Annotated in this window: 10 protein-coding genes and 2 pseudogenes; 7 read left to right on the plus strand and 5 right to left on the minus strand. The window is 69.8% G+C overall.

Annotated features, from left to right (window positions below):
* Window positions 1–144 precede the first annotated feature (144 nt).
* On the minus strand, window positions 145–744 hold the full coding sequence (locus ACFWI9_RS29940) for a hypothetical protein (RefSeq protein ID WP_387167072.1): 600 nt from the start codon (window positions 742–744) through the stop codon (window positions 145–147).
* A 1,093-nt stretch (window positions 745–1,837) separates the two neighbouring features.
* On the opposite strand from ACFWI9_RS29940, the gene ACFWI9_RS29945 reads away from it, so the two are divergent.
* The gene (locus tag ACFWI9_RS29945) at window positions 1,838–2,512 is read left to right on the plus strand and encodes a restriction endonuclease (RefSeq protein ID WP_387167074.1); all 675 of its coding nucleotides are present in this window, start codon (window positions 1,838–1,840) and stop codon (window positions 2,510–2,512) included.
* A gap of 93 nt (window positions 2,513–2,605) precedes the next feature.
* Here the strand turns inward: ACFWI9_RS29945 and ACFWI9_RS29950 are convergent, their stop codons facing one another.
* The 3 genes from ACFWI9_RS29950 to ACFWI9_RS29960 all read right to left on the minus strand — a co-directional run bounded on the left by ACFWI9_RS29950 (window position 2,606) and on the right by ACFWI9_RS29960 (window position 5,922).
* The gene (locus ACFWI9_RS29950) at window positions 2,606–3,451 is read right to left on the minus strand and encodes a hypothetical protein (protein WP_387167077.1); all 846 of its coding nucleotides are present in this window, start codon (window positions 3,449–3,451) and stop codon (window positions 2,606–2,608) included.
* A gap of 213 nt (window positions 3,452–3,664) precedes the next feature.
* Entirely contained in the window at window positions 3,665–5,173 is a 1,509-nt protein-coding gene (locus ACFWI9_RS29955; RefSeq protein WP_387167080.1) for a sensor histidine kinase, read from the minus strand.
* Window positions 5,173–5,922, minus strand: coding sequence for a response regulator transcription factor (locus tag ACFWI9_RS29960; protein ID WP_387167084.1), 750 nt, complete (start codon window positions 5,920–5,922; stop codon window positions 5,173–5,175). Before ACFWI9_RS29960 ends, ACFWI9_RS29955 begins: the two co-directional genes overlap by 1 nt.
* 177 nt (window positions 5,923–6,099) lie before the next feature.
* Between ACFWI9_RS29960 and ACFWI9_RS29965 the strand changes: the two genes are divergently transcribed.
* The 5 genes from ACFWI9_RS29965 (at window position 6,100) to ACFWI9_RS29985 (ending at window position 10,561) form a co-directional block, all read left to right on the plus strand.
* Window positions 6,100–7,500 carry a ferric reductase-like transmembrane domain-containing protein gene (locus ACFWI9_RS29965; RefSeq protein WP_387167087.1) on the plus strand — a complete coding sequence of 467 codons (1,401 nt, stop codon included), beginning with the start codon at window positions 6,100–6,102 and terminating at the stop codon, window positions 7,498–7,500.
* 44 nt (window positions 7,501–7,544) lie between these two features.
* Window positions 7,545–7,985, plus strand: a complete 441-nt coding sequence (locus ACFWI9_RS29970; RefSeq protein ID WP_387167090.1) for an FMN-binding protein — start codon at window positions 7,545–7,547, stop codon at window positions 7,983–7,985.
* Window positions 7,978–8,769 (plus strand): FAD:protein FMN transferase, encoded by a 792-nt coding sequence (locus ACFWI9_RS29975; protein ID WP_387167093.1) that lies wholly within the window; start codon window positions 7,978–7,980, stop codon window positions 8,767–8,769. Before ACFWI9_RS29970 ends, ACFWI9_RS29975 begins: the two co-directional genes overlap by 8 nt.
* Before the next feature lie 228 nt (window positions 8,770–8,997).
* Window positions 8,998–9,795, plus strand: a complete 798-nt coding sequence (locus ACFWI9_RS29980; protein ID WP_387167096.1) for a rhomboid-like protein — start codon at window positions 8,998–9,000, stop codon at window positions 9,793–9,795.
* Window positions 9,796–10,108: 313 nt separating this feature from the next.
* Entirely contained in the window at window positions 10,109–10,561 is a 453-nt protein-coding gene (locus ACFWI9_RS29985) for a GNAT family N-acetyltransferase (RefSeq protein WP_387167099.1), read from the plus strand.
* Window positions 10,562–10,605: 44 nt separating this feature from the next.
* Here the strand turns inward: ACFWI9_RS29985 and ACFWI9_RS29990 are convergent.
* A pseudogene (locus ACFWI9_RS29990) lies at window positions 10,606–10,871 on the minus strand (hypothetical protein); the annotation flags it as partial.
* Here ACFWI9_RS29990 and ACFWI9_RS29995 point away from each other — a divergent pair.
* Window positions 10,872–10,994, plus strand: a pseudogene (locus ACFWI9_RS29995) (hydrophobic protein); the annotation flags it as partial.
* Between the last annotated feature and the right edge of the window lie 60 nt (window positions 10,995–11,054).

Consider the following 11,054-nt stretch of genomic DNA (forward strand, 5'->3'; position numbering starts at 1 on the left):
CCCCGCGTGTGGGCCCGCGCGGGGGGGGGGGGGGGGGGCCGCGCCCCCCCCCGCCGCCCCCCCCCGGGGGCCGGGGGGGGGGGGGCGGGGGGGGGGGGGGGCGGGGGCAATGGGGAACGGCTCCCCGTTCGCCCTCAGGCTCGGTTACGGGGTGAGGTCGGTGCAGAACGTGTAGGTGTTGACCGTTCCGGCGAGCAGGCTGGTGATGGTGAACTGCCAGGACTGACCCGAGGGGAAGCTGTCCGTGATCGATCCGATCACCAGTTCCTCGTCGTTCTCGATTCCGCCCGAGATGGGCGAGAGGCCGACGGGGCAGACCGGTGTCGTGACCGGCTGGTCGACGCCGACGACAGCGACGTCGGCGGTGCCGTTGACCTGCACGATCAGAGAGGCGCCTGTGGCCCCGGTCGCGCCGGTGGCGCCGGTGGCGCCAGTGGCACCGGCGATACCGTCTGCCCCGGTCGGGCCGGTCGGGCCGGTGGCGCCGTCAAGACCATCTGCACCGGTCGCACCGGTCGCACCAGTCGCACCGGTCGGACCCGTCGGACCCCGCTCCCCCCGAGGCCCAGGACGGCCGTAGTCGCAATCCCCCCAGTCGACCATGGTCATCGCGCCGTCGGTGGCAACCACCGGACGGCACCTGTCGTTGGCGGCGGCGATGGCGCCCAGCCCCGGAACGTCAGCCTGTGCGGCCGCGACCCCGGGACCGGCCATCCCCGTCATCACGAGGGCGAGCGATGCCATTGCGCTACCGGCCAGCCCGCGGCGTCGGGGAAGGGGACCGAACAAGGACCTCGTCTTGAGCTCAGGGCTCATTTGTACTCCTGGGTTGAGAAGTCGAAGCGGCCTCGTCGTGGGGGACAGGCCGCCATGCGTTCAGCGGTCACCGAACACTTGGGGAAAGCGATACCGACTACTTTGACGCAATGTCACGGAATCAGGAGTTTGAGGTCGCGTTTCCACTCTCGTGGAGGTGCGTGGATCAACCATTTGCCAGGGTGAGCGGTCCGTGGCGGACATGGGGCTCGCTTGCGACGGCCGCTGACGCGCTTGGGTTGTGGGGCTGGATCAGGCGTCAAGGGCGATCCGATGTAGTAGGAAAATATGCGTGAGCATACCCATTGAATTTGAATGGGATACGATTCGGAATCGTTTGGGGGAGGGAAATCGAGGAACGAGGCGCTCGTGAGCCGGCCGCTGTGAGAACGTGTTTCACGGCATCGGTAAAAGGGGTTCTCGATGGGTCTGGCTTTAACGAGTGCTTGTGGAGCCGAGGATCTCTATTTTTGTTTCCCGCTGCTTCCCCGGCGTTCGCGGCGACGATCATCCGGGCCGCGCGCGATCACCATCACCACCATCAGTGAGCAGCGGACCTGCACGTCACGATCAACAACCCCAACGCGTTTGCGGCCATGGTGCGGTGGAGCTACCGGGCGGGCTTCTCTCGCGGTCGGGGGTCTGCCCGGCCGCGGACTTTCCGCCGGCGGGCGGCGATCTCCCAACGCGACCGGCGGGAAGGGAAGTCGCCGTCCCCGATGCGCCGGCGGCGAGGCACTGCTCCGCGAGGTCCCTGAACTCGTCCGGCGGTACTCGCCGCAGCCGCGGAGGCGGTCGCAACTCACCGACGTGCCGGACGGATTAGTGCGGCCCGATCCGTGCACGCCTCGGCGAGCCTGCTTCTGGTGTGGGCTCTCTGCCCACCGTGGCGGTCCCGGTCGCTTGTTGGGGTCGGCGCGATCAGCGGGGAAGTGCGCGAAGAAGAGCTGTTAGAGCGCGCCCGAACAGGGCAGTGGGGCTCATGACGATCTTGGAGCGCTGTGGAAGGTGAGTGCCGCACATGACTACACCCGTCCGACGTCCTGGACCGACCGGCCGAGGCACCTTCAGCCTGAGACAGACGCTCCTCTGGTTCGTCCTCACCGGTACCGTGATCAGCGGCTGCGGCCTGATGATCAAATCCCTCTTCAGGGCCTCGGGCATGGCGGGGGCGCTCGCCGGCATCTGGCTGATCGGTACGTTCCTGGTCTTCCTGGCGCTCTGGGGCGGGCGCCGCGGGAAAGCCAGGCGGCTCGCCCTCCAGCCCGTCTCGGAAACGGCTCAGCCGACGTACACTTCGTACGACTTCGCGGCGATGGCCCCCGAGGCTTTCGAACAGGCGATCGCAGATCTGTGCGAACGGGATGGCTGTACCGAGGTGCAGGTGGTGGGCGGTGCGGGGGACCTGGGCGCGGATGTGCTGGGCATCGCTCCCGACGGTCGGCGCATAGTCATCCAGTGCAAGCGGTACGGCCCCGTCAACAAGGTCGGATCGCAGGATATGCAGCGTTTCGGCGGCACGTGTTTTGCCGTGCACGACGCTCAGATAGCCGCCATGGTGACCACGGGGGAATTCACCGGCCCGGCCGAAGAGTACGCCCAGCAGTGCGGCATCCTCTGCCTCGATCAATCGGCGCTCACGGCCTGGGCCGAAGGCACGTCCTCCCCACTGCGGGCTGCGAACGGGCCCCACTGAGCGGCGACTGCCCACTCGACGGTGGGGAGGGGCGACGACACCCACCCGCCGGGATGCCGTCTGTCCGATACGTGACCGCCTTGGCCAGGAAGGTCAGTTGGTGCGTACCGCTGTGATGGTGAACCGCTCGACCTCGGCGATGTGTCCGCCGGTGGAGGCGACGACCGTGAGCACCGGGTCGCGGGCGCCTGAGAACGGCACGGTCACCTGCCAAGGCTGCCTGTCGCCGCCCGCCGATGTGCAGCACGGTGAGGTGCCGAGCGGCGCGTTCGACGAAGGCTGGCGCACCTGAACGCGAATGCTTTCGTCCACCCCGGTGATCCGGCCGCCGGTCGTCAACGGTGAGCGGGCGAGTGACCCGTACGCGGGCGTGGTGAGTGAGAACGACGTGTCGTCGGTGCCCACGACCTCCCACGGGGCATTCGGGCCGTCGCCGAACCGCACGAGGTGGATCACCGCCGCGGTCCCGCCTTCGGGCCCCGTCGGCGCGACGCCGATGCGGGCGTGCCGACCGCTTACGGTACGCGAGGTGATCCGGTCGATCTCGGTGAAGTCCAGGTAGTCGCGAGTGAAGGAGAGCGCGGTGTGTGCCGGGTCGAGATGCCAGGGCTGGTGGCCGCCGGACTCGTAGGCACGCTCCCACGCTTGAGCCTGGGCGAGTGTGGTGAACGGCCACACGGGCTGGAGGGTGGAGGAGCCCAGCGGCGGTGTGTCGCTGGGGCCGTGCGTGGCTGGATTCCGTGTGGTCGACGAGGTGGTCGATGAGCTGGCCGATGGCGAGGGTGCTGTGGCTCCGGTGCCCGTCTGCCCGGGCGTCGCCGATGCGGCGGGCGGCGATCCTGATGGGCGCGCGGACCCGCCGGATCCGCCGCAGGCGGTAAGCGCCAGGCCGACCAGGGTGGTTGCCGTGAGGAGCCGGAACGGGAGCCGGATGTTCATGGGTGCCCCAGGAGTGGTGAAACCGACCGCCGATCGGCCTGTCCGGCCATCGTCTCACCGCTCCGGCTCGTGTCACAGGGGCGGTGTTGTGTTTCGTCAGATCAGTTGGACAGTCGGTCGGACGTACGACCACGTTGTCTCGCCACCTCGGGACGTGGCCGTCGGGTCGCGGCGGGGCGAACGTTGCCTGACGCGGCACTGGAGAGTGTGCCGTCAGCCGGCCGCGTAGCTCGCCTTCACCGCGACCTCCGGCTCTCCCTCGCGACGCCTCGGCAGTATCACCCGGAAGACGGTGCGGCCCGGGCGGCTGGTGAGCTCGACCCGCCCCCCGTGGGCCACGGTCACCGCGTGCGCGATGGCGAGACCCAGGCCGGTGCCCCCGGTACTCCGTGAGCGCCCGTCGCCCCCTGAGCGCACGAACCGCTCGAAGATCTCCGACCGCAGCTCCTCGGGCACACCGGGCCCGTCGTCCGCCACCACGAACTCCACTACGTCCGCGGCGGTCTCCGGCACGCCGAGCCGGACGGTGACCTCGGTGCCCGGCGGGGTGTGGGTACGGGCGTTGGCGAGGAGATTGGTCAGCACCTGCTGCAACCCCCGTTCGTCACCGCGTACCACCACGGGTGCTTCCGGAAGGTCCAGTACCCAGCTGTGGCCGGGCCCGGCGGCCTGCGCGTCGCTCATCGCGTCCAGCACCAGCCGGGTCAGGTCCACCGGCTCGTCCGCGAGTGACCGGCCCGCGTCCAGTCTGGCGAGCAGCAGCAGGTCGTCGACCAGCTCACCCATCCGCGCCGCCTCGCACCGGACCCGGTCGAGCGAGTGGCGGACCTTGTCGGGCACTGGTTCGGGCTGCCGCAAGGCGAGCTCCGCGTGCCCGCGTATCGAGGCGATGGGTGTGCGCAGCTCGTGGCTGGCGTCGGCGGCGAACCTCCGCAGCCGTTCCTCGCTCGCGTGCCTGCGGGTCAGCGACTCCTCGACATGACGGAGCATCCGGTTGAACGCGTCCCCGACCCGGCCCACCTCGGTACGCGGATCGGTGTCGGGGACCTTGGGCGGCATGGCCACCTCGCCCCCCGCGAGCGGTAGCTGGGCAACGCGGGAGGCCGTGGCCGCCACGCGGTGCAGCGGACGCAGCGAGAGCCGCACCCATGCGGCTCCGGCGAACCCGGTGAGCAGCAGCGCCGCCCCGAACACGATCGCCTCCACCAGCCGGAGCCGGTCCACGGTGTCCTGGACCGGCTCCAGCGGCAGACCCGTGATCAGTACATCTCCCGCAGGCCCCGGCACACCGATCACCCGGTACTCCCGCAGCGTGGACAGCCGGATCGTGCGTGCCTCGCCGTCGCCGGGCACGGCCACCAGCGCACTCCGGTCGGCGGCGTTGAGGGGCACCTGGCTCTCGGTCTGGTCGCCGACCACAGCCGCCTGGGTCACTGCCCCGCGCAGCACGCATGCGCCGAACGTACCGGCAGCCTGCCCCCGGGTGTCCGGGCCGCCGCCATCGCCACGCAGTTTCCGCGCGGGGTCGAGGCTCGCGGGGAAGTGGTTCCCGACTGCCGTGAGCTGCTGGTCGAGCCGCCGTACCAGGAATCCCTCGAGCGCCGTGGTGGTCGCCAGTCCCACGGCGAAGCAGCAGAGCGCGAGCAGCACCATCAGACCGGCCGTGAGCCGGGCCCGGAGGCTGCGGATCCCCAGAGCTGCGAAGGACCGGCGCGCGGGCATCAGGACGGCTCCTGCTTGAGCACGTAGCCGACGCCCCGCACGGTGTGGATCAGCGGGCTGTGGCCGGCGTCGATCTTCTTCCGCAGATAGCTGATGTAGAGCTCGACCACATGGGCCTTGCCTCCGAAGTCGTAGCTCCACACACGATCAAGGATCTGTGCCTTGCTGAGCACCCGGCGCGGATTGCGCATCAGGAACCGCAGCAGCTCGAACTCGGTCCGCGTCAGCTCCACCGGACGCCCGGCGCGTGTCACCTCACGGACCTCCTCGTCCAGCACCAGGTCGCCGACGGCCAGCAGGGACGTCTCGTCCGTCGCACGGGTCATCCCGGCCCGGCGCAGCAGGCCCCGAAGGCGGGCCAGCACCTCTTCGAGACTGAAGGGCTTGGTCACGTAGTCGTCGCCGCCGGCGGTGATTCCCGCGATACGGTCCTCCACGGCGTCGCGCGCCGTGAGGAAGAGCACACACACGTCCGGCGCATGGGTCCGCAGGCGGCGGAGCACATCGAGACCGCCGATGTCGGGCAGCATCACGTCCAGCACTACGGCGTCGGGACCGAAGTCGCGGGCGGCGCCGACAGCCTCCTCGCCCGTGCCGGCGGTGCGCACGTCCCACCCCTCGTAGCGCAGGGCATCGGACAGGATCTCCGCCAGGTCGGGCTCGTCGTCCACGACGAGGACGCGCACGGGCGTGCCGTCGGGGCGGCGCAGACCGGTCGGCGACTGCGGTGCGGGGTGGGTACTCCTCATGGCCTCGGAAGTATCGCCGCCATTCTTCTGAATTTCCTATGAGTCCGCCCTCTGGACACCTCTGGGCGGCCGTTTCAGAGGAAACACAGAGATTCCACTGCCACGGTGTGCCGCACCCCGGGTCTCGCATCCCGCACAGCCCGGGCTGGGACCAGCCGTCCTTCGAGAGGAGTCCCCATGACCACCGTGCAGCGGGCCCATGGCGCCACTGCCCGTCCACACCGGGGAAGCGGCCCGCACCCTTCCCGGCACGCGACGCCCCGGCCCTGGCGGCCGTGGCGTGCTCCGGCAGCCGGCCTGCTGCTTCTCATACACGCGGGCGCCGCGGGGGTGCTGGGACTGTGGTGGGCCAACACGGACAGGATCACCGGCCTGGACGGCTGGCTGACGAACGCAGGCCGGATCACCGGACTGCTCGCCGGTTACGCCTGCGCCGTACTGCTGGCCCTGATGGCACGGGTGCCGGTGATCGATCGCACGGTGGGCAGTGACCGACTGGCCCGCTGGCACGCCATGGGCGGGCGGTACACGGTCTCCCTGGTGATCGCCCACACGATGTTCGTCATCTGGGGCTACTCGGTCACGTCCGGGACGAGCGTCGTCGACCAGACGACCACGCTGGTGCTCGACTACCCGGACATGCTCATGGCGGCGATCGGCATGCTGCTGTTCGTCCTGGTGGGGGTGGTGTCGGCGCAGGCGGCCCGGCGCAGAGTCTCCTACGAGACCTGGTACTACCTGCATTTCTGCACCTACCTCGCGGTCTTTCTCGCCTTCTTCCACCAACTGGCGTACGGGGCCGACTTCCTGGCCAGCCCGGTGGCGCGGACCGTCTGGTACGGGCTCTACTTCACCGTCGCCGCCTTGCTGGCGTGGTTCCGGTTCCTCAGCCCTGTCCGGCGTGCGCTACGCCACCGGCTGCGGGTGGCCGAGGTGCACCAGGAGGCACCGGGAGTGGTGTCGGTCTACCTCTCCGGCCGGCATCTGCACGCGCTCGGCGCGAAGTCCGGACAGTTCTTCCGCTGGCGCTTCCTCACAGCGGGCATGTGGTGGACCGCCAATCCGTACTCGCTCTCCGCACCCCCCAACGAGCGGTATCTGCGGATCACCGTGAAGGCGTCCGGCGGCCACAGCGCCGCCCTGGGCCGTATCAGCCCCGGAACCCGGGTGTGGGCGGAGGGCCCCTACGGTGCCTTCACCGCCGCCCGCCAGACCAGCCCCCACGTCCTCCTCCTCGCCGGCGGTGTCGGGATCACGCCGTTGCGAACCTTGTTCGAGACGCTGCCCGGCACGGTGACGCTCGTGTACTACGCCCGCAGCGCACACGATCTGGCCCTGCGCCACGAACTTGATGAGATCGCGGCGACACGCGGTGCGAGCGTGCACTACGCCGTCGACGGAATCGACGGACCGGCAATCCCGCTGACGGGCGACGCTCTCGGCGAGCTCGTCGCCGATCTGCCCGGGCACGACGTGTACCTGTGCGGCCCGCCCGGGATGACGAGCGCCGCCAGGGCGGCGCTGCGCGACGCCGGTGTCCCGCGGCACCGCGTCCACCACGAGACCTTCGCCTTCTGACCCACGACACACACGACACACACAACACACACGAGGAGAGTCCCATGATCCGACCTGCCGCGGTGACCGCCGCGACCGCCGCGGGAATCGTCCTGCTGCTCTCGCTCAAACCGCACGACGACCCGTCGGCGAGCGCCACCGCCTCCCCATCGGCGTCCACCCCCGCACCCGAGACCGCACCGACCGGCAGCGCCGCCGCACCCGGCAGCAGCGAAACGGTGTCCGGCACCTTTGACGGAGACACGATCCAGACCCAGCAGGGCCCCGTCCAGGTGCGTGTCACGCTCACCGACGGAAGGCTGACCGCGGTGGACGTCCTGGAGGGCATCCATGACAAGGGCCCGAGTGCGACCGCAGTGCCGGTGCTCACCGAGCGGGCGATTGCCGCGCAGAGCGCGGACATCGACGCGGTGTCCGGGGCCACGTACACCAGTGAGGGCTATGTCTCCTCGCTCCAGAGCGCATTGGACGAGGCAGGTGTCTGAGGGAACGGGCCGGCTGCGTCATGTCGAGCATGTGATGGGCACGGCGTTCTCGTTCGACGTCCGGGGCGAGCCGGCACCCGAAGTCGCCCAGGCGCTCGCGGGCGCGGTGGACTGGCTGCACCGGATGGACGCGATGTTCTCCACCTACCGTCCGGACAGCCAGATCTGCCGACTCGACCGCGGGGAGACGACACCGCGCGCCTGCGACCCCGAAGTCCGTGAGGTGCTGGAGCTGTGCGGCGAGGCCGCCCGTGCCACCGGCGGCTGGTTCACGGCGTGGCCGGCCGGCCGGCTCGATCCATCGGCGATGGTCAAGGGCTGGGCGGTGGAGCGTGCCTCGTCGATGCTGTACGAGGCGGGCGCTCGCGACCATATGGTGAACGGCGGCGGCGACATCCAGTGCCGGGGCGAGTCCGCCCCGGGCCGCCCCTGGCGTATCGGCATCGCACACCCCTTCCGACGTGGTGGCCTCTCCGTGGTCGTCGACGGGTGCCACCTGGCGGTCGCGACGTCCGGCACCACCGAGCGAGGCGACCACATCATCGACCCGATCGCAGGAACCCCTGCCACGGAACTCGCCTCGCTCACACTGGTGGGCCGCCACCTCACCGAGGTCGACGCCCTGGCGACCGCGGCGTTCGCCATGGGGGAGAAGGCCGGGGAGTGGGTCGCCGCGCGGCCGGGGATCGAGGGGTATGCCGTGCGGGCGGACGGCGGATCCTGGTGGTCTGCCGGCTTCCCGGCCTACTGCCCCGGTATCACGCCGGTAGCCGCGCCCCGATGAGAGCCGGACCACCGTCCCCGCGCTCTCATCGGGCACTGGCGGGCAACAGCCCTGTGACGCAACATCAGATGTTCAGCAAGAACACGTCACGATGCGCTCTGCCTCAGCAGGCCGTCCGCCCCGCCGCCGGTCACGCGCCCATCTGCCCGACCCGCGATCGGTCCGGCTGTCGAGTCGGTGGCCCCCCGCTGGTCTAGTCCCTTGGCCCGACCAGGACAATGGCTTCGCATGAACTCCCAATCCCTGTCGGGGCGGCTCGGCGGAATGCTCCGCACTGCCCGGGCGTACCCGCGTCGTGCACCACTCACCTTCGGTTATGTCTGTCTGCTCCTGGTCACCCATGCCTGGGTCGGATACGGGCTCTCCACCGAACGGGCAGCCACCCTGCTCGACTTCGTCAGCACCAACCTGGACAATCTGCGGGATCATCCGGTGGCCGCGCTGCTCGGTAGTGCGCTGTTCTTCGACGGCACGCTCACGGACGTCGCTTCACCGGACTTCGTGGGCACCTTGATCACTTTGGGTCTGGGTGTCGGCTGCTTCCTGGCCTGGGTGGAGTACCGGTGGGGCACGCTACGCGCCGTAGCCGCCTTCCTCGGCGGACATGTCGCTGCCACCCTGCTCACCGCTGTCGTCATCACCGTCGCGTTGCGGCACGGCTGGTACGAGAACGCCGTGCGGCAGGCTTCGGACTACGGCATCAGTTACGGCGCCCAGACGGTTCTGGCACTCGGCATACTCGCCTTGCCGCTGCGGTACCGCCTTCCGTGGGCGGCGTTCGTGCTCGCCTGGCCCCTCGGCGGTCTTGTCTGGGAAGGGCCGCTGCCGGATTTCACCACCATCGGCCACCTCATCGCGGCGGTCATCGGTTTCGGGATCGTCATCGTCTCGAGGCTCGTGCGGCCACGGCTCCCGGACGCCGAGTCGTCCTCAGCTGCTCGCGGGGTCGCACCGGACTCAGAACGCAGTCCGGACCCGGCACCTCCGGCAGCCGAAAGGGACGAACCCTCCTTGCCGAAGCCGTAGTCGACTGACCTTCGGGTGGAGCCGGCTCCGTAGCCGTAACCGCCGGTGCTCCAGGCCATCCTGTTCGCGGCGCGATTACAGGGGCCCTGGGACGCCGGGAGAGCGGGTTCACCTCGCGTACGGGACCGGCACGCGCACACCGTGCTTCCGTCCGCCTGACGGTCTGCTTTGATGAGGCCCCCATCGGCCGCCCGCTCCACAAGTCCCTGCACTCGACGGCCGTATGGCTGCAGGCGAGGAAGGGCCTCAGAGGCACGGGCCGACTGGAGTTCCAGTCCGGCCCTGGACGGGCGGCGCGATTAACATACGCCTTATGACGTACGTTGGTATCCGTCCTGCGGTGCGGGACGACATCCCGGCCATCGTGGCCATGCTCGCGGATGATGCGCTGGGTGCGACCCGCGAGTCCCCTGACGACCTGTCCCCCTATCAGTCCGCTTATGAGCGGCTGCGAAGCGACCCCAACCAGCTGCTGGTGGTCGCCGACCGCGACGGAGAGGTCGTCGGCACCCTCCAGCTCACGATCATCCCCGGCCTGTCGCGCAAGGGGGCGACCCGCTCGACAATCGAGGGAGTACGGGTCCACAGCTCCGAGCGCGGCCAGGGCCTCGGCGCCCGACTCATCGAGTGGGCTATCGATGAGTCCCGCCGCCGGAACTGCCAACTGGTCCAGTTGACCTCGGACCTGACCCGCCCCGACGCCCATCGGTTTTACGAGCGCCTCGGCTTCACGGGCTCGCATGTAGGGTTCAAACTGCAGCTCTGACCAGCGAACTGCCCGACGAGGCCCGCATAGGCTGACGCCGCGGTTCAAGCCGTAAGCAGCCGGAGGCCGAGATCTGCCGCGTCGAGGTCGGCGAGGTCGCTGTTGCGCTCGGCCCACCGGCCGAGCCGAGGTCGTCGCTGAGACTTCGCACCGCTCGCTGCTCGGACTTCGGACCGACCCTGGTCCACACCGACATCGCCCGGCGAACACGATCCTCCAGATACGCCTCCGGTCGTCGCCGGTACGCCTCGAACAGGCCGTCAGCGCAGTCCCACGGGATGGGCATCGGCTCCACGCGGGCGCCGATCGCGCCGGTTTCGCTGTGGAGGTGCTGTGGTGGGCGGCCTTGGCCGTCCTGGTGCTGTGGCTCCTCGGCTTCGTCATGCGCTCCACCACGGCCGGCGGCGGCCGCGGCCTCTGGTACCGATGGTGATCTGACCCGCCGCACTACCCGACAGGGTGCGCAAAAACACGCTGGTGGGCAACCAGGCGC

The sequence above is a fragment of the Streptomyces sp. NPDC127084 genome, assembly GCF_042724175.1.
Lineage (GTDB): Bacteria > Actinomycetota > Actinomycetes > Streptomycetales > Streptomycetaceae > Streptomyces.

Coding starts and splice junctions, on each gene's coding strand:
- ACFWI9_RS29940 (WP_387167072.1), bottom strand. CDS start 744: ATGGCATCGCTCGCCCTCGTGATGACGGGGATGGCCGGTCCCGGGGTC.
- ACFWI9_RS29945 (WP_387167074.1), top strand. CDS start 1,838: ATGACTACACCCGTCCGACGTCCTGGACCGACCGGCCGAGGCACCTTC.
- ACFWI9_RS29950 (WP_387167077.1), bottom strand. CDS start 3,451: ATGAACATCCGGCTCCCGTTCCGGCTCCTCACGGCAACCACCCTGGTC.
- ACFWI9_RS29955 (WP_387167080.1), bottom strand. CDS start 5,173: ATGCCCGCGCGCCGGTCCTTCGCAGCTCTGGGGATCCGCAGCCTCCGG.
- ACFWI9_RS29960 (WP_387167084.1), bottom strand. CDS start 5,922: ATGAGGAGTACCCACCCCGCACCGCAGTCGCCGACCGGTCTGCGCCGC.
- ACFWI9_RS29965 (WP_387167087.1), top strand. CDS start 6,100: ATGACCACCGTGCAGCGGGCCCATGGCGCCACTGCCCGTCCACACCGG.
- ACFWI9_RS29970 (WP_387167090.1), top strand. CDS start 7,545: ATGATCCGACCTGCCGCGGTGACCGCCGCGACCGCCGCGGGAATCGTC.
- ACFWI9_RS29980 (WP_387167096.1), top strand. CDS start 8,998: ATGAACTCCCAATCCCTGTCGGGGCGGCTCGGCGGAATGCTCCGCACT.
- ACFWI9_RS29985 (WP_387167099.1), top strand. CDS start 10,109: ATGACGTACGTTGGTATCCGTCCTGCGGTGCGGGACGACATCCCGGCC.